Raw genomic sequence first — 17,666 nt, forward strand, 5'->3', positions numbered from 1 at the left:
AATAAAATATTAATAATAGTATATAAAAAGGCGCCAATTGTATTATTCAATTGGCGCCTTTTGGCAGTGATAGTCTTAACTGAACTTGTTGAGAATTGATATAAAATGTATTTAATTTTAAATCTATTTTTTTCCAATTTAATCGAGCAATTAGTTAACTGCTTAAAGTTCTTTCCAATTAAATGGCATTTAGTCTTACAGATAAACTTTTTAAATCTTGTTCGAGAGATCGAATAGTTGCTTGCAGCTCATTTAGCATATTAGCTCTGGAATATAAATCGTCTGCGGTGTAAATTCCGCCATCGTAAAAGAAAAGTTTTTCGGTTTCAGTATCTATTTCTCCATCAAAATTGTATTGAAGCCATCTGTTTTTAATGCTTTCCTGCAGATCATTTTTTTGCGAATTGCTGAATTGTTTTTCATTTAGAATCGCCCATATAGAGTTGGGGTATGCACCGTCAGAATTGTCATTAAACCAAATATTTCTCAGTAGATTTCTTTGAAGTTTCAAGTCGATTTTTTTTCCTTTAGGTGAAATGGTCATCGCTCCTAATCCAGCACTCAGTAATCCGCCGCTTACACCAACTATATTGCTTGAATTATTATTTTTTATTAAAACAGTTGCTACAGTTGTCAATGCGCCTATCGTAACTGAAGCTACAGTAAGATTTTTAGTTTTTTTATTATTGATGCCATTAACATAATCGGCTAATTTATTGATTCGTTCGCCATTACAGTCCAATTCTGAAGCCAGCGCATTTATTTCGATGCCGGTAAGAATTAACCTGTCCGTAATTTTTTGTTTAAATACCAGTCTTTTTAAAGTGTCTTTTTTTATTTGAAGATATTCTGCCAGATAAGTTTCAATGCCAATAGCATTACTGATTAGAATATCATGTTGAGATAAATTTGCATTTAAGATACTGTCTTGTTTCGGTAATTTATTTTGAGAGATTTCGAGTTTTGAATAATCATACTCAATTGTAGGCTGGCAATAATTACTGGTCAGATAATCAATTTTTGGACTATTTAAAACAGTTGAACAGGAACAAACAAGAGTAGCTGCTAGCAATACCATAAAAATTTTCAGTTGTTTCATACTGCTTTCATTTTAACCTTAAAAGTACAAAATAACTTCGTGTCGCTATCAGTAACATCGATAAAAGGTTTATTTATAGTATAATAGAGGATTTAAATTACAAAAGATATATTTATTTTTAAAAATTTATTGGATAATTTATTAAAAAAAACCTCCAAAAAAAAGTGAATTTTCGGAGGTTTTTATTTTCAAGAATTTAGATAAGTTTCACTTAATCATGATATCAAAAGTGCTGTTTTCGCTAATCTTGTTTGGTGGTTTTGGTGAGGTCAAAATTTAAATTAGTATTCAATATGAATCCATTATTGTTTTGAAAAACATTTTTTCCTTCTATTTGTCTTCCCAGCTGTACGGTTTGATTGAGGTAGCCTCCTTCAATTCTTATGTTTTTATTAAACCTATAACCTAATAAAATTCCAATTCTGTTCTGATCAAAAACGTTCATATTTACATTTTTTCCAAATCCGATAAAAATTTCGTCATAGAAAGCTAAATAGGGGGTTTTGTCTTTAATCTCATTTCCTTTTAAAGGCACCTGAACTCTTATCATATATCGTATTCGGTTCAATAATGGGAATTCATCTTCTGTTGGCTCGTTTATGGAACTATATCTGCCAACAAATCTTTGTTCTAACATAAATCTATGCGAAAAGTCAACGATTCCTTCTTTATGACTCAGCTGTACCATTTCAAAAATTCTATGTTCCGTAAAGTCTCTTCCCATTCCGTTCAGTGGTATTTCACCATAAGGATAGGTTTCGATCCAGCCATAACCAACCCGGAATTGAACTCTTGAATTTAAATTGTAATTTACGCCAACCCGCAGTAGACTTTGCTGCCATTCTGTAATCATTTCATTTCTTCTCCATTGGTATTCTGTATGTATTCCAAATTTTTCTGAGATCTTAAATGTTCCAAAAAAATTATACCATCCAATGCTGTTGTTTGTAGTAGTACGATTATTTTGCCCGATTACTGTTTGTAAAGCGCCAACTAAAAAGATGAAGGCTAATAAATTTTGTTTCATTCATAATTATTTTAAAAATTCAAGTGTTCCATCTGTCAAATTATAAAATACACCTACAATTTTTATTTCTCCTTTATCTTCCATTTCTTTAAGAATTGGGCTTTTTTTACGAATTTGATCCATGGTGTAAAGTACGTTATTTTCTGAAACGTATTTTACAAAACTATCATTTTTAGATGTTTTTTCACCTTTAAAATCTTGGCTCATTGCTACAGCTGGTTTTATTTTTGAAAGCATGGCGGTAATATTACCCAATTTTACATCATCAATTGCACCTTTAATAGCCCCGCAATGCTGGTGCCCCATTACTAAAACCAATTTTGCACCCGAAACTTTACAGGCAAATTCCATACTGCCTAATAGGTCTTCATTTACAAAATTTCCTGCCACACGTCCCACAAAAATATCTCCCAAACCCTGATCAAATACATCTTCGACTGGTACGCGGCTGTCGACACAACTTAGTACAACCGCTTTTGGAAATTGTCCTGGCGCTGATTTTCTAGCTTGAATGCTATGATCACGAACTGTTGTAGTGCCGCTTTGAAAACGTTTATTTCCTTCTATAAATTCCTGTAAAATTGCATCAGGCGTAAGTCTGGTTTGCTCTTCCTTAGTCATTACATGTGAAACTACAGGTTTGACATCATTTTGGTTAGAAGGTAAAGTTGATTTTTCTGCATTTGTTTTGCCGTTACAAGAAACCAAAAGTGCTGCCATGCAAAGCATTACCAATGATTTAAATTGATTTTTCATTTCTTTGTTTGAGTTAAGTCTGCCTACTTTGTAAATCGGTGTTCGGCATGTCCGTTTATGGTTCAATATATAACAGGGAAATAGGTTATTTCCCTACCAAAAAAAATCTTAAAAAAACTCGCGCTCATGTAATATTTTTTTTGATATAAAAAGAAGCTATTTTAAGCATCTTAAATGAACTTTAGATGAAGTTTAAAAAAGTGTACAATTTTAATTGGTTCACTTTAATTCAATTTAAACGAATATGAAGAACAGATTAAATCGTTTATTAACGGCAGAGGAAAGTTTATTTTTAATGAAAAAACATTTCGTAAACGGGGGAGGATTCTCCTGACTTTACACTCACAAACACAATTGTTAACCTATAAAAAAAAGGTCGGAAATAAAATTCCGACCTTTCTATGATACAAACTTATTTCTAAGTCACTATTTGTTTAATCTTGAAATCCAGTTTACGTAGTCCATACCTTTTACTTCAATACCTTTTGTTAAACTGCCTGAAGTAATATCATAAGTATAAACAAAACTTCCATTTGCTTTTGTAGATACTAAAATATACGCTTTTCCATTTTCAACTAAAACAGGAGAAGCACTTACGTATTGGCTTAAAGGCAGGTTCAATTTTGTTTTAGTTTTTGCAGCTACGTCTATAACATAAAATTCAAAAACATCAGAACCGTTGTAATCATCAAAAGTCAATAAAACATCTTTTCTTCCAAGACGTGTTATTCCTTTTCCGTTTCCTAAATCATAAAGACCGTAAAATTCTTTGTTGCCGTCGCTGATAGCTGTTAAATCAAAAAAGTAATCAGCATTAAGTTCCGTTGCACCGTTGCTTACTTTAAAAATAGCACTTGGTTTATCTGCTACAGATCCCCAACGCTCACCGCAATCAGTAATAATATAAAGATCATTATTATATTTTATTGTACCTCCCATTAAAGTAGAAAATGTTCCTAGAGCTCCAGAACGTGTATCGGTATCAATTTTTAAATTACCCATTGAAGGATAATCTACAGATGCTAAATATGCTACAGATGTGCTTGTCCATCCAGAATGATATACAGTATAAGGTAAATATAATTTGCCATTATTCACAACGCAGCCTGAAAGATAAATAGCTTTATCTGTGGCTTGTAAACCTGTAACAGTCAAAGTTCCAGATTTGGTTACAGATAAGTCATTTGTATTGACAATGCTATAAGTAAGATCTGCACTTGGAGCAGATGCAGTACCATTCCATACAATTAGAGTAGTATCATCCAGCCAATAAGACCATAGCGCGTTACCCGCTAAAGTAATTTCTTTTGATAAAGTAAGAATGTTTTTTTCAAACTTAAATTTTGAAAGTTTACCATTAGCAAGAGTATAATAAAATCCATTTTTGAATAATCTGCCGTTTCCTGTAATTTCTGCCCCATTACCATTTGCAGAAACAGTACCGCTTGCCAATGTGCCAGAAGTAAGCATATAAGCTGCTGATGGATTTTCTACACCGCCAGCAAAAACGAATTCTTCACCCGTTGTCGTTTCGTCTGTTTCTTTAGTATCATCATTACTGCAAGATGTTAGCGACATTACTGCCATACCCAATAGTCCAAGGAATTTTAATTTAGTATTCATTATGATTTATTTAAGTTAATTATTATATGATTTATTATTTAATGAAATATCTGAACTTAATATAAAAAGCTCTTCCTGCTTTTTGCAGTTTATAGTTATCATAAGCTTCGGTATCAAATATATTTGTACAGTCTAATGCGATATTGTAAGTTCCGTTTTTTAAGGAATAACTAAGAGTTGCATTTTGTATAAACTGAGTTGGGATTCTGCTTTTGCCAGCTTCAAATGCTTTGCTTGGCCATGTTAAATAAAACCAGTGAATGTATTGCGAATACCAGTCAAACTGAATTTTAGTATTTTTTCCCAGCCAGTTTTCTTTTCCGTAACCGATGCTTCCGTTTGCAAAAAGCCAAGGTTGGTTTGGAATACGATCTTGATAAGCAGAAGAAGCCTTATCTTTATTTACAGAGTTATTATAACTCGCATTAAGAGAAGCATTAAATGATTTAAAATGGTATTTAATATCAGTATCGACACCTGTAATGTCTACTTTGCCAACATTGCTGTAAGTAGAGAAAATACCGCCAGGAAGAAGCAGGATAAAATCTTGGGCTTTTCGCATGAACCCGTTAGCTTCTATAGAAAGAGTATGATCATCCTGCAAAATAAATTTGTAGTAAGCTCCTAAATTTAAATTATCGCTGCTTTCAGGTTTTAACTTCGGATTAGCAAGTATATTTATTCCATCTCCCAGTAATTCTTCGACTTCTGGAATTCTGTAAGTATGTTCAAAAGAAGCTTTTATGCCACTATTATCGCTGAATTTATATCTTAAAGCTGTTCCGTATCCGAAATAATTATTGGTAAGTTCAGATTCTTCTTTTTTATAACCCGTGGCGTTGTAAAACACGGCTTCTCTGATATAAGTATGCAAGCGGTAATTTTTTACAAATACAGAAGTGCTTAATCGGTCATTAAATGCCTGATTTTCCCATCCAAGTCCAGTAATAGATTTATTTAATTTATTAGGAACATCTAAAGCATTGGAGTCCTGATTGCTCAAGTTGTAGTAGTTGATTCCTTTTCTGCTGCTGTTGCTTAAATTATAATTAAAACTTAATGAATTATTTTCGTTTAATTTATAGCCGAAGTTTGCCCTTGCAATAGCCGATTTGTTTTCATATTTAAAGATTTGAAATGATCCCTGTTCTGCAAAATTAGGATGCGTATCTATTACTTCGCCATTCCAGTCATATTTATTGGTTGAGAGATCGGTATTCGTACTTTTATCAATTCCATAAGAAGCATATAAATTAGCGCTTAGTCCGTCAGTTAAAAAATTATCTTTTTTGTATTTGATGGTTGGAAGAATAAAATCTCCCGTTGAATGGACTTCTCCAAAGACATTTTCTTGAGTAGCACCAGTTTGGCGTTCTTTATAACGGTCTGCATAATTAAATCCGATGAGGAAGAAATCTGCCCACTTTCTATTTCTAAAACCAGTTTCGACCTGAACCATAGAGGATTCAAAACCATCATTAAATCTTCTGAAATTGCCTGGAGTGCTTTGACCCGACAAAGTCACATTTTTCATTATATAGTTATTGTCTGAATAGTTATAGAAAGCATTTACACCAATTGTAAACCCACTTTTTTCGCCAGTATATCTACTTGACAATGCCGCTCTGTGCGTGTTAAACGAACCGTAACTATAACTTGCATCCAAAAAAGTATTAATATTTTGATTCGTAACAATATTAACGGCGCCACCCAATGCATCAGCCCCTAAAGAAACAGGCACTACACCTTTGTATACTTCAATGCGTTCTGCTAAATTTATAGGGATATTATTTAAAGACATGGTACTTCCAAAACTCTCCATCGGAATACCATCAATAAAAAACTTAATCTGTTTGCCTGATAATCCGTTTACAGAAAAATTAAAGTCGCCGCCCAGTCCGCTAGTTTCACGAATTCGGATTCCTGAAGAGCGGTTTAAAACCTGATTTATATCTGCAGAGGTGTTATACAGATTTTTAAGTTCAATTGAGTTTAGATTAAATGCCTGTTCTCGAACACGTTGCTCTTTAGATTTCCCAGTAATTTTTACTTCATCTAAATTTGCAGTATCTTCTTCGATGCTTATATTTTTTATTTTTTTATCTGACTGCTCTACAGTAATTTCAATTTCTTTTGGCTTGAAACCTATCGAACTCACTACTAAAACATACTTTCCTGAAGGAGCTGTAATGAAATATTCGCCATCTGAATTTGTTAGAGCTGAGTAGATTGTTCCTTTTAATGATATGGAAACGCCTTCTGCGCGTGTTCCTGCATTTGTTAGTACAATTCCAGAAATTTTGATTTTATTATTTTGACAGTAAAGGGTACTTGCTGTTACGAAAAACGTAAGTAAAAGTAATATTCTATGTAGACGCATTATTTAAAATTTGTTTTTGAATGAATTTGATGCAAAAGTATTGCATAAACCTTTTAAAAACAATATTATTTTTAACTATTCTAAATAAAAATAAATAGTCTGTATATTATTTATAGTCAATGTTTTAGGAGTTTTTCAACATAATTTTTTGTGTTTGTTTTAAAAAAAAACTTTAAAATAGCTTTCTGGAAGACTTGAAGATTACTTTATATATTTTTTTGGAATTGATAAGGTATCATAAAAAATAACTATGATTGGATAATAATCTCATGAGAAGAATTTAAATAAATATTGTAGGGGAGGAAGTAGCCTCATAGGAATAGGGAAGAGGAAGGTGCCAATAAACATGTTGCACACAATGGTTTATAATTTATCTTTATATTTGATAATTAAATTAATAAAATGGTCGAAAAAACTCAACCGTATGCCTTAATTACTGGAGCCAGCAAAGGCATTGGAAAATCTATTGCTTATGAACTGGCTAAACAAGGGTACCCTCTATTGCTTGTTGCAAGAAGTGATGAGGAATTAAATACACTATCTGACGATCTTCAAATTAAATACAACATTAATGTTTCTATTTTATCGATCGATCTTTCAGCAAATGGTGCATCATTAAAAGTAACCAATTGGATAAAAATGAATAATTATCCAGTCGGCTTTTTAGTTAACAATGCCGGTTATGGTGTCTGGGGCGATTTTAGTCAGTCTTCTTTAACTAATCAGCTTGGCATGATGCAACTTAACATGAATGTAGTTGTAGAACTTTCACATTTATTAGTGCCTATACTTTCAAAAGAAAAGCAAGCCTATATTTTAAATATATCGAGTACTGCTGCATACCAAGCTGTACCTACGCTAGCTGTTTATTCAGCTACAAAGGCTTTTGTTTTATCGTTTACCCGTGCTTTGCGTTTTGAACTTGCCAAAACTTCAATTTCGGTAACTTGTTTTAGTCCGGGGCCAGTTGCTACAGGTTTTGCTGAAAGAGCTGGCTTAGATGCTTTTAGCAAAATGGCTGAAAAGTTTAATATGCAGCCAGACGAAGTTGCAAAAATGGCAGTAAAAGCCATGTTCAGTAAAAAATCAGAAGTTATTCCTGGTTTTACAAATATCATTTCTGTTTATGCTAATCGCATACTGCCAAAGGCTTTCATCGAAAAAACCGCTGCAGGAATTTATAAGATTTAATCTTTTTTTCAAAAAAAATAAAAAATATTCTTTTGTAAATGAAAAATTATATTATCTTCGCTTTAAATCTCTACTAATTCGATAGAATATGTCAAGTAAAAGAAATATGTTTAATTTTCCTAAAAGCCGAATGTACGCAAACATGCGAATGTGCTGTTGTTGCTGTTGCTAAACTTTAGAAAAAATTAAAACTCATTATTTCATTTATTAAAATATATTTATCATGGTATCTTCTTATAAAACATTTACCCTTGCTAATCAATTAACAGATGAGCAGATCAACTTTTTTAACCAACATGGTTTTATCCACTTCAAAAATTTTATAAATCCGGAAACGGTTTCTTCAATCATTGATGCATCGAAAGAAGTGCAGCAAAAATGGATTGAAAATGAACTTCAAAAAGTAAATGGTGTTCCAATTAAATATGGAAAAGATTTAGACGGATCTCCGATTGTACAGCGTTTTGCCTTTATCAACCAGCATCATCAAACCTTAAGCGGTCTTTTGCTTGATCCAAGATTTAATGGGTTGTTGCAATTGGCAGGCGATGGAGCGAGACTAGGAACTGAAGAAAAAGACGGAATGGTTTTTAATCATTATATCAATGGGCCAGAAAGTAAGTTTGCTAAAATGGGCTGGCATACAGATGGTTTGAGAGATGTTTTTTATGGCACAAAATTAAATCCTATGCTAAATGTGGGAATTCATTTAAGCACTTTAAAACCTGAAAACGGCGGGCTTAAAATTATTCCCGGTACTCACAAGCAGAGTATTTATCAAATGCTTTTCCGCAAAAAATACTTTTTGGATCATAAAGCCGATCCAGAGGAGGTTTCTATCAATCCAGAAGCTGGAGATTTAACGATTCACGATGGCCGTTTGTGGCACAGAGTTGCAGAATCAGCTATACGTGGCGAAGAAAGCAGAAGAAGGGTTATTTATATTCCTATTATAGCAGGAAAATATGCTCCTAAAAATGAGAACAGCCCAACGGTTTTCTATCAACGTTTTGCAGGAATTGTTAAGTAATTATGCTGTTTGTACTTGCGTTTAGTTATCTGGTTAGATCAGGTAAACTAAAAAGAACCAGCTATTTTTTTAAAAATACTCAGAGAAAAGTAAAGTTGAAAATTCTAAAACTAGAATCGGCTATACTATCGGCATATTAATATTGGATTACTTATGGGAAATGAGAAAGATGTTGAAGATAACAGTGCTGTTGTAAAAAGAACATTTTCAGACCGTAAGCGAACTAATATCTTAAAAAGAGCAGAGCAGTTAACAATTGTATTTTTACTTCCAAAGGTGCCTAAATTCATTTCGCCAAACGCGCTCACTTTGATTGGTACACTTGGTTCAGGATTTGTTTTTTTAGCTTTTGTTTTAGGTCCTTATTTAAGAAATTGGTATTTGCTTTTTGGCATTATCGGGTTGTCTATAAATTGGTTAGGTGATTCTTTAGATGGAAGATTGGCATATTATAGAAATATTCCAAGGCGCTGGTATGGTTTTGCACTTGACATTATTGCCGATTGGATTGGTATTGTTCTGATAGGTTTTGGCTACTACGTTTATGCCGAAAATGGTACAGAAATAGTGGCTTTCGCTTTCGTCGCATTGTACGGATGGTCTATAATTATCAGTCAATTACGTTATAAAATTACAGATGAATATAGTATAGATTCTGGCTTTGTCGGTCCAACAGAACTTCGATTTATTATTGCTTTAATTTTGATTATAGAAGTTTTATTTCGTGGTTCAATTACTTATTTGGCTGGCTTGATCACAGTAATTCTACTTATAATTAATACTATAGATAGCTTTAAGCTTTTAAAGTTAGGCGATCTTAAAGATAAAAACCAAGGATGATATATATGTTCAGTAGAAAATCCATTTTCATTTTTCTGCAAGCACAAATTGCGGCATTTTTAGGCGGCATTACTGATTATGGTTTAATGATTTTATTGACGGAAGTATTTAAACTGCATTTCACCTTTTCTATTTTAATCTCTGGAACCGTTGGCGCCATTGTCAATTTCAGCATTAATAGGTTTTGGGTATTTAAAAAACAGTGTGGTTACAACAGCCGCATCGATAATCAGCTTTTTAAATTTTCGATGGTGGTGTTGGGAAGCATTACTTTAAAATCATTCGGTACGCTTATGCTGCAAAAAATATTTCAAATCGATTACAGGATCGGAAGACTAATCACGGATAGTTTTGTTTCGTATGGATTTAATTATCCATTGATAAAATATTGGGTTTTTAGGACAAATGAAAAAAAGAATATAATCGAATCAAATTAGTTTATAAATTTCGTTATGAGTAAATTATCATTTAAATATTTTACAAAATCAATAATCGTTATAACGATCCTAGTTAATATGATTTCTGAAAATCTATCGGCACAATCAGAAAATCCATCGCCATTGCATTTTCCAATGCCAAAAAATATAGACAATATGGTATTTTACATTCAGCGGGATCCAAATATAAACACCGCCATTTATGCCATAAATTATCAGGAAGATGGAAAAATAAACAAAAGCAATCCCATAAAAGGGTATTGGATTCGATATGCAGAGAAAGGAGAAAGAAAAGATTTTAGTTATATACAACGTAAATTTGCATACGGAATTGAAAGTAAAACCGTAAGTAATGAGGAGTTTGAACTACAATTTGTATCGTACAAAAAGTTGTCCTTAACCTTGAAAAAGATAGATTCAGATAAAAAATATCATGTTTTTGTAAATGTAAATCAGAAAAAAATACAGGTAGAAAAAATATTTGTACGCATTGAAGGAGGTTCTTTTTGGGTTCCAAATGTAAAGTATGCTGAAGTTACCGGAATTGATGCTTCCTCAAGTAAAAAAATTACCGAAAGAGTATTATTATAAGATGCGTGTTTTTTTTTAAATAAAAAGCGCGACTTGTCTTCAATTGATGTATTTTTGCTTCATTGAACAGCCATAGCTTTTGAAAAGATTTTTTATCATATTACTTTCCGTTCTGATATTGATACCGTCATTTGGCAGCCTTTTCATATATGCTTCATTTAAGATTAATCAAAAAGAGATTGTCCAGACAATCTGTGTGCAGCGAAAACAGCTTTTTAATACCTGTAACGGACGCTGTGAACTTCAAAAAAGCATAAAAAAATATTCCGACAACGAAAAAGAAATGCAAGATAAGCTGAAAGATAAAATAGAGCTTGTCTACATTCAGAACACAACTGATGCCAGCATCAGTTTTATTCCTTCATTCAATGTGAAAGAAACGTCTTTTGCTTCAGCAGAAGAAAAACCAATCGGAGTTTCTTACACTACATTCCGTCCTCCTGTCTATTTCATATAGATTAAAATCTCTGTTTTAACTTTGTAATCATATCGATTTTCTCATTGTTTTTTGCAATGATGATGGGTATTGTTATGGTTTATCTTAGAAATATTTCAACTCAGCGAATATAGTAGTCTAATATAAATTTAGTCTGTACATGCTGTTACACGTTAATGATGAAGACGGTTGCAAGAACTGTCAATATTACTATATACTTCTCGATTACAATTTTAAAACATAATCTTCGGCTAAACTAAAATTCAAATTTTCGATTGGTCTATTTGACCAGTTGATATTACGTTAAATCATTATTGATAATGAAACAAAAGATTATTATTGCCTTAATTCTTGTGGCTTCAATGCAAATTTACGGGCAAAACAAGGACAGTATTGCAGAAAAGTATACCATAATGGATGAAGTGATTATTGAAGGGGTCAGAAAATCCAAAGACGTTTCAAGTGAGCTGGCATCAAAACTTCCGATCAAAAACTTAGAAAATCCTCAAGTTACTGCTTCGGTTTCGCCGCAACTTATTAAAAATAGAAATTTTTACACCCAAGGCGAGATGCTGCAAAATGCCACAGGTGTTGCCCCAAGTTGGGCAGGTATTTCCCCATATTATTCCATTCGAGGATTCCGTACGCGTTCGAGCTTCAGAAATGGCGTTAATGGCTATGTTGCATCTGATATGGATCCAGTCAGCACAGCCCAGTTGGAGGTTATTAAAGGACCAAGCGCTGTAATTTTTGGAGGCGGCGGCTCTACAATGATAACCTTTGGCGGACTTATAAATCGTATTACCGTAAAACCGCAACATATGACATTTGCTAATATCAGTGTATATGGCGGTTCCTATAATCTGCAGCGAGCGGCAATTGATATAAACAGTCCTCTTGATAAAGATGGAAAAATTTTGGGAAGACTTACAAGTGCTTACACGTACAAAGGCTCTTTTCAAGACCAAGGCTTTTCAAAAACTTTTTTTGCTGCTCCCAGCATCTCTTACAAAGTTAATGATCAATTGAATATTCAGTTGGATGCTGAAATTTTAAACAAAACAGCCACTAATAATCCTCTATATCAGGTAGCTTTGGGTAGTGCTGTATCCTCTGATGAGCTGAATCTGGACTATTTCCGTTCCTTCCAAGACAATACAGTAACTATGAATAATAAGGCGGTAAATATTTATGGAAAAATTATTTACCAAATTTCAAAGAACTGGAAATCTGAAACCAATATAATTTCGGTCAATAATAAAACTCCAGGGGACTATATACGCTTGAGATTGGATGATGACGGTCAAAATGTTACAAGAAGAGTCTACAGAATGTACCCAGAAAACATTACCAGCCAACAGATTCAGCAAGATTTTGTAGGGAATTTTTCGATTGGAAAAATCAAAAACCGCCTTATTACGGGAGTAGAATATTATCATTATCTCTATGGCATCAGCAGTAAATCTATGAATTTTACTAAAGTTCCGGCAGTTGGAGCTGACAGCCGCAACGCCAATTTTAATAATGAATATATTTCTGCTCAATTAGCCCAGCAACCTTACGGTGAAAATTATAAAGCAATTCAGGATCATTATTCATTCTACGTTTCGGATGTTATTAATCCGCTTGAGAATTTAAGTGTGATGCTCAGCGCTAGAATCAATCATATCGACAACAAAGGAACGGAGGATTTATTGACAGGAACCACAAATGCTGCTTATAAACAGACTGCGGTTTCTCCAAAATTGGGAATTAATTATCAAATTATACCTCAAAAAGTGGCATTTTTCGCCAATTATATGAATGGTTTTCAAGCGCAGGCACCTCAATCAGTAAACGGTGAGATGACAAATTTTCAGCCCGTTTATGGAAATCAATGGGAGTCTGGAGTAAAAGTCTCCCTGCAGAAGAATCTATTGGATGCGGTGCTGAGTTATTATAGCATAGATGTGACCAATGTGGTAAGACAGGATCCCAATAATACAGCTTCCTATTTGCAGGATGGCAAACAACGAAGTAAAGGTTTTGAAGCAGATTTAGAATCAAATCCAGTAGAAGGACTGTTTCTGCATGCAGGTCTTGCTTACAACGACAGTAAACTGATTGTTTCTGATGCACTAACCCAAGGATTGAGGCCTGTAGATTCCGGACCTAAACTTTCAGGAACTTGGTATGTCAATTACGCGCCACAGTCAAAAACTTTGAACGGATTTTCTTTAGGCGTGGGAGGAAGCCATTATGGTAAGGATCTGATCATTAATAATACGAATGGTTCTTTTTCAACTAATGCGTATACTTTGATAAATTCGGTGCTAAGCTTCGAGAAAACAGCTTATGCTTTTTCTCTTTCTGCCAATAACCTGCTTAACGAGCATTATTGGTACGGAGGCCGCGGTATGATTACACCAGGAATGCTTCGCGAAGTTATCTTATCTTTTAAATTAAAATTGTAAAGCTTTTTTATAAATTTTAGGTAAAAAAAATCATTGTACAGTACCTCGGATTATTTTTTCGGGGTACTGTATTTTAGGCTTTTTCAAATTAGATCAGACTTTTCAATCTTTTGGACAGCATTTTTATATGGGCTTCCTTGTCCTTTTTCACTTCTTTTAGCATTTGCTTTCTTTCTGGGTGCATGTTATAATATTTTTCCGCCCATAAATTGATTTCAATCATCAGCGGCAGCAGGTCAACTCCTTTGGAAGTCAATTTGTACAAAACTTTGGCTTTGCTTTCAGGATGGGGTTCTTTGCTGATAATTCCGTTTTCTTCCAGCATCTGAAGGCGTGAAGCCAATATATTACTGGCTATTTTCTCTTCCGATTTCTGAAAGTCACCGTATGTGCAATTTCCTGCAAACATTAAATCTCTTACAATCAGCAGCGACCATTTATCTCCCCAAATATCCAGTGACTGACTTATAGGGCAATCCGAACGTTTCTTATTTTCTGGCATAAAAAAATAAATAAATTAAAAACTCACTTGCAAAATAAAAGTAGTTTTATATATTTGCACTTGCAATTTGCAAGCAAATTTATAACATTTTAAACTAATACACAAATGCAGACAACAGGAAATACAGTATTTATCACTGGCGGAAGTGCCGGAATTGGTCTGGCAATCGCTAAAAGATTAACCGCCGAAGGAAATAAGATCATCATCAACGGACGAAACGAAGAGCGTTTGCAAAATGCATTAAAAGAACTGCCTGGGGCAATTGGAATTCAGGGTGATTTTGCCGTTGAGGCAGAAAGAATCCGCATTGCCGATGAATTAAAGAACAATCATTCAGATGTCAATGTCATAATCAATAATGCAGGCGCTGCTTTTGCTTATCTATTGAATGAGACCACAAATGCCCACGAGAAAGCGCAAATTGAGATGAATATCAATTACATCGCTATTATTCATTTTACTGAATTGATTATACCCCATTTGTTGCAGAAAAAAGTGGCTGCCGTAGTGAATGTCTCATCACTTGCGGTGTATGGCAGTCACAAACTTTTACCAACCTACTGTGCTACTAAAGCTGCTTTGCATAGTTATACAGTGGCTTTACGATACACTTATGAAGAACAGAAAAACCTTCAGATTTATGAGTTGTATCCGCCATCAGTAAACACAGAATTTTCGGCCGAGGTAGGTGGCGCAAATGGTATTCCGGCATCGGAAGTAGCAGATGAATTATTCTTGGGACTAGAGAAAAACCAATTCGATATTCCAGTAGGCGAAGTAAAGAAATATGCTGCGGCGATTGGTGAAGCAATGGCTAAACTTGCGCAATAAAAATAACAGATAAGCCGGAACTATTCTGGCTTATTTTCTTTTAAGCTATTAAACGTATCAAAATGAATATTAAAAATAAAACCATTCTTATCACTGGAGGTTCATCTGGTATTGGACTCGAAGCTGCAAAGCAGTTTATAGAAGCTGGTGCCAAGGTAATTATCACCGGACGAAATATAAATAAACTGGTAGAAGTTTCGAAAAGATACCATGAGATTACTGCGATCCAAAGTGATGCAGCAAGCGAAATGGATGCAGAAATTCTATTCCAAAAAATAGTGAATTTAGGTGGTATCGATATTTTGTACCATAACGCCGGTGTAGGGGTTCCTCCAGCGAATTTAGGTATTCCGAACAAAAAACATTTAGAGGGTGCGGTATATGAAATGGATGTGAATTATTTTGGTGTCATCAGGCTGAATAATCTTTTTATGAATATGCTGAAAAGCAGACCTGAAGCGGCTATCATTCACACCACATCTATTTTGAGCATTGTTCCATCAGCAATTGAAGCGACCTATTCTTCATCAAAAGTGGCATTGGCATTCTATACGATTTCCCTTCGAAAACATTTGCAGATAATCAACAGCAGAATAAAAGTCTTTGAGCTTTTGCCTCCTCTGGTAGATACCAATATGGTTGCGGACAGAGAGGATAAGAAAATTAGTCCAGAGCAATTGGTAAGAGGCTTGATTGAAGGCCTTAAAAAAGATACCGCTACAATCCGTGTTGGCGACAGTAAAGCGGTTTACCTTATCAATAAACTGTTTCCGAAGTTTGTCTATGGATTGATAAATAAAAAGAAGGCAGATAAATTATTGCTTTCTTAATGAAATTAAATCATCTAGCGAAGCATTTTTAAATAGTTTGGTACTTCTAAAACGCAATTCTATAATTAAAAAAATAAAAATAATGAAATCATATACTATTGAACGATACAGCAAAAAAGACCTTTTAAAGCTTAGTGAAGTATCCAAACCTTTTGTAAAGCCTCATGAGGTTCTAATAGAAATTCACGCTGCAGGAATCAATCAGCTTGACGCTAAAATTAAAAGCGGCGAGTTTAAAATGATGCTTAAATACAAAATGCCTTTAATTTTAGGGCACGATGTGGCAGGAGTTGTGGTTGAAGTGGGCTCTAATGTAAAAAGTTTTAAAGTAGGCGATGAAGTATACAGTCGCCCTGCCGATTATCATATTGGCGGATTTGCTGAATTTATAGCAGTTGATCAAGCGGATGTTGCCCTGAAACCCAAGAACATCTCTATGAGCGAAGCGGCCTCTCTGCCATTAGTAGCACTAACGGTTTGGCAGGCTTTTATGGAAAAAGGACATTTGAAAAATGACCAGAACGTTTTTATTCAGGCAGGGTCTGGCGGTGTGGGTACAATAGCTATTCAACTGGCTAAACATTTCGGCGCCAGGGTTGCCACCACTGCAAGCAAAGGGAATTTTGACCTTGTTAAAAATCTTGGGGCAGATGTGGTTATTGATTACAGAACTCAGGATTTTGAGAAAATACTTAAAAATTACGATCTGGTACTTAACAGTCAGGACGGTAAGACCCTAGAAAAATCCATTCGTATTTTGAGGCCAGGTGGTAAAGCAGTTTCCATTTCTGGTCCGCCAGATCCTGCTTTTGCCAAAGAAATGGGAATGCCATGGTTATTGAAAATGATATTTGGTCTTATCAGCAGAAAAGTACGCAGACAGGCAGAAGAATTAGGGGTTGGCTATTCGTTTTTATTTATGAAAGCCAATGGACAGCAATTATCCGAAATAACCAAGTTTGTCGAACAAGGAATTATAAAACCAGTATTGGATAAAGTTTACCGTTTTGAGGAAATGAACCAAGCCTTCGATTATGTGAACAGCGGAAGAGCTAAAGGAAAAGTGGTGGTACAAATAAAATAATCGTCAGTACGACTGCTATTTAACGTTATCACAAACAGATTTTAAATCAATAATACAACTATTTTATTCAAAAAACATGACCAATATAGAATTAGTGTTAGAAGCTGTAACAGAGGTCTTCAGCCGCAGAAATGTCGATGCAATTGATCAATATTTTAGCAGTGATTATATTCAACACAATCCAGCAATGCCCAACGGAACGGCTGGACTCAAACATATAATCCCCACATTGTCGCCCGATTTTAAATATGAACCAACAACTCTTGCTCAAAACGATGATATCGTAATGGTTCATGGACGTTTTTCTAACTGGTTTGGAAAGAACTACATCGCTGTGGATATTTTCAAAGTGAAAGAAGGAAAACTGGTGGAACATTGGGATGTGCTCCAGGAAGAAGTGCCTGCAAACAAAACCCTTAGTGGTAATGCGATGTTTCCTATTGTGTAGTGGATATAAAAAAATGGCGACAATTGAGGCCATTTATATGTATCCCTATTTTTTACCCGACCGCTTGAAATTTGTTATTATAGACTTTACAGTGCGTATCACAAATTC

The 17,666-nt window shown here is 34.3% G+C and carries 17 protein-coding genes; 11 read left to right on the forward strand and 6 right to left on the reverse strand.

Translation table 11 applies throughout. The annotated features are described in order from the left end of the window. Positions 1-178 precede the first annotated feature (178 nt). From QLQ96_RS15880 to QLQ96_RS15900, 5 genes are all read right to left on the reverse strand, one after another. On the reverse strand, positions 179-1,099 hold the full coding sequence (locus QLQ96_RS15880; RefSeq protein WP_482491663.1) for a hypothetical protein: 921 nt from the start codon (positions 1,097-1,099) through the stop codon (positions 179-181). Between the two features lie 241 nt (positions 1,100-1,340). After that, entirely contained in the window at positions 1,341-2,126 is a 786-nt protein-coding gene (locus tag QLQ96_RS15885; RefSeq protein WP_482491665.1) for a DUF2490 domain-containing protein, read from the reverse strand. Positions 2,127-2,132: 6 nt separating this feature from the next. Next, a complete protein-coding gene (locus QLQ96_RS15890) occupies positions 2,133-2,882 on the reverse strand; it encodes a carbonic anhydrase family protein (protein ID WP_482491667.1) in 750 nt (249 codons plus the stop codon). Between the two features lie 426 nt (positions 2,883-3,308). Further along, complete coding sequence (locus QLQ96_RS15895; protein WP_482491669.1) at positions 3,309-4,505, reverse strand: hypothetical protein; 1,197 nt, start codon at positions 4,503-4,505, stop codon at positions 3,309-3,311. Between the two features lie 34 nt (positions 4,506-4,539). Beyond that, positions 4,540-6,885, reverse strand: a complete 2,346-nt coding sequence (locus QLQ96_RS15900) for a TonB-dependent receptor (RefSeq protein ID WP_482491670.1) — start codon at positions 6,883-6,885, stop codon at positions 4,540-4,542. Positions 6,886-7,287: 402 nt separating this feature from the next. Here QLQ96_RS15900 and QLQ96_RS15905 point away from each other — a divergent pair, with 402 nt between their 5' ends. The 7 genes from QLQ96_RS15905 to QLQ96_RS15935 all read left to right on the forward strand — a co-directional run bounded on the left by QLQ96_RS15905 (position 7,288) and on the right by QLQ96_RS15935 (position 13,863). After that, the gene (locus tag QLQ96_RS15905; RefSeq protein WP_482491672.1) at positions 7,288-8,076 is read left to right on the forward strand and encodes an SDR family NAD(P)-dependent oxidoreductase; all 789 of its coding nucleotides are present in this window, start codon (positions 7,288-7,290) and stop codon (positions 8,074-8,076) included. Between the two features lie 223 nt (positions 8,077-8,299). Next, entirely contained in the window at positions 8,300-9,106 is an 807-nt protein-coding gene (locus tag QLQ96_RS15910) for a phytanoyl-CoA dioxygenase family protein (protein WP_482491674.1), read from the forward strand. A 153-nt stretch (positions 9,107-9,259) separates the two neighbouring features. Beyond that, positions 9,260-9,946: a CDP-alcohol phosphatidyltransferase family protein gene (locus QLQ96_RS15915; protein WP_482491676.1), complete on the forward strand. Its 687-nt coding sequence runs from the start codon at positions 9,260-9,262 to the stop codon at positions 9,944-9,946. A 5-nt stretch (positions 9,947-9,951) separates the two neighbouring features. Next, complete coding sequence (locus tag QLQ96_RS15920; protein ID WP_482491678.1) at positions 9,952-10,383, forward strand: GtrA family protein; 432 nt, start codon at positions 9,952-9,954, stop codon at positions 10,381-10,383. Between the two features lie 15 nt (positions 10,384-10,398). Then, positions 10,399-10,974, forward strand: a complete 576-nt coding sequence (locus QLQ96_RS15925) for a DUF4833 domain-containing protein (RefSeq protein WP_482491680.1) — start codon at positions 10,399-10,401, stop codon at positions 10,972-10,974. A 283-nt stretch (positions 10,975-11,257) separates the two neighbouring features. Beyond that, the gene (locus QLQ96_RS15930; protein ID WP_482491681.1) at positions 11,258-11,431 is read left to right on the forward strand and encodes a hypothetical protein; all 174 of its coding nucleotides are present in this window, start codon (positions 11,258-11,260) and stop codon (positions 11,429-11,431) included. A 299-nt stretch (positions 11,432-11,730) separates the two neighbouring features. After that, positions 11,731-13,863, forward strand: a complete 2,133-nt coding sequence (locus QLQ96_RS15935) for a TonB-dependent siderophore receptor (RefSeq protein WP_482491682.1) — start codon at positions 11,731-11,733, stop codon at positions 13,861-13,863. A gap of 88 nt (positions 13,864-13,951) precedes the next feature. Here the strand turns inward: QLQ96_RS15935 and QLQ96_RS15940 are convergent, their stop codons facing one another. Continuing rightward, a complete protein-coding gene (locus QLQ96_RS15940) occupies positions 13,952-14,365 on the reverse strand; it encodes a winged helix-turn-helix transcriptional regulator (protein ID WP_482491684.1) in 414 nt (137 codons plus the stop codon). A gap of 105 nt (positions 14,366-14,470) precedes the next feature. Between QLQ96_RS15940 and QLQ96_RS15945 the strand changes: the two genes are divergently transcribed. The 4 genes from QLQ96_RS15945 to QLQ96_RS15960 all read left to right on the forward strand — a co-directional run bounded on the left by QLQ96_RS15945 (position 14,471) and on the right by QLQ96_RS15960 (position 17,558). Next, positions 14,471-15,196, forward strand: a complete 726-nt coding sequence (locus QLQ96_RS15945) for an SDR family oxidoreductase (protein WP_482491686.1) — start codon at positions 14,471-14,473, stop codon at positions 15,194-15,196. 62 nt (positions 15,197-15,258) lie between these two features. Continuing rightward, positions 15,259-16,026: an SDR family oxidoreductase gene (locus QLQ96_RS15950; RefSeq protein ID WP_482491688.1), complete on the forward strand. Its 768-nt coding sequence runs from the start codon at positions 15,259-15,261 to the stop codon at positions 16,024-16,026. 82 nt (positions 16,027-16,108) lie between these two features. Further along, positions 16,109-17,110: an NADP-dependent oxidoreductase gene (locus QLQ96_RS15955; protein WP_482491690.1), complete on the forward strand. Its 1,002-nt coding sequence runs from the start codon at positions 16,109-16,111 to the stop codon at positions 17,108-17,110. A gap of 76 nt (positions 17,111-17,186) precedes the next feature. Next, positions 17,187-17,558, forward strand: a complete 372-nt coding sequence (locus QLQ96_RS15960; protein ID WP_482491691.1) for a nuclear transport factor 2 family protein — start codon at positions 17,187-17,189, stop codon at positions 17,556-17,558. Positions 17,559-17,666 lie beyond the last annotated feature (108 nt).

The sequence above is a fragment of the Flavobacterium sp. B167r genome (assembly GCF_056824315.1).

Excerpts from the sequence above, each read along its gene's own strand:
- QLQ96_RS15900 (WP_482491670.1), bottom strand. The coding sequence starts at position 6,885 with ATGCGTCTACATAGAATATTACTTTTACTTACGTTTTTCGTAACAGCA.
- QLQ96_RS15890 (WP_482491667.1), bottom strand. The coding sequence starts at position 2,882 with ATGAAAAATCAATTTAAATCATTGGTAATGCTTTGCATGGCAGCACTT.
- QLQ96_RS15895 (WP_482491669.1), bottom strand. The coding sequence starts at position 4,505 with ATGAATACTAAATTAAAATTCCTTGGACTATTGGGTATGGCAGTAATG.
- QLQ96_RS15930 (WP_482491681.1), top strand. The coding sequence starts at position 11,258 with ATGCAAGATAAGCTGAAAGATAAAATAGAGCTTGTCTACATTCAGAAC.
- QLQ96_RS15950 (WP_482491688.1), top strand. The coding sequence starts at position 15,259 with ATGAATATTAAAAATAAAACCATTCTTATCACTGGAGGTTCATCTGGT.
- QLQ96_RS15880 (WP_482491663.1), bottom strand. The coding sequence starts at position 1,099 with ATGAAACAACTGAAAATTTTTATGGTATTGCTAGCAGCTACTCTTGTT.
- QLQ96_RS15915 (WP_482491676.1), top strand. The coding sequence starts at position 9,260 with ATGGGAAATGAGAAAGATGTTGAAGATAACAGTGCTGTTGTAAAAAGA.
- QLQ96_RS15920 (WP_482491678.1), top strand. The coding sequence starts at position 9,952 with ATGTTCAGTAGAAAATCCATTTTCATTTTTCTGCAAGCACAAATTGCG.
- QLQ96_RS15955 (WP_482491690.1), top strand. The coding sequence starts at position 16,109 with ATGAAATCATATACTATTGAACGATACAGCAAAAAAGACCTTTTAAAG.
- QLQ96_RS15940 (WP_482491684.1), bottom strand. The coding sequence starts at position 14,365 with ATGCCAGAAAATAAGAAACGTTCGGATTGCCCTATAAGTCAGTCACTG.
- QLQ96_RS15960 (WP_482491691.1), top strand. The coding sequence starts at position 17,187 with ATGACCAATATAGAATTAGTGTTAGAAGCTGTAACAGAGGTCTTCAGC.
- QLQ96_RS15935 (WP_482491682.1), top strand. The coding sequence starts at position 11,731 with ATGAAACAAAAGATTATTATTGCCTTAATTCTTGTGGCTTCAATGCAA.
- QLQ96_RS15905 (WP_482491672.1), top strand. The coding sequence starts at position 7,288 with ATGGTCGAAAAAACTCAACCGTATGCCTTAATTACTGGAGCCAGCAAA.
- QLQ96_RS15945 (WP_482491686.1), top strand. The coding sequence starts at position 14,471 with ATGCAGACAACAGGAAATACAGTATTTATCACTGGCGGAAGTGCCGGA.
- QLQ96_RS15885 (WP_482491665.1), bottom strand. The coding sequence starts at position 2,126 with ATGAAACAAAATTTATTAGCCTTCATCTTTTTAGTTGGCGCTTTACAA.
- QLQ96_RS15925 (WP_482491680.1), top strand. The coding sequence starts at position 10,399 with ATGAGTAAATTATCATTTAAATATTTTACAAAATCAATAATCGTTATA.
- QLQ96_RS15910 (WP_482491674.1), top strand. The coding sequence starts at position 8,300 with ATGGTATCTTCTTATAAAACATTTACCCTTGCTAATCAATTAACAGAT.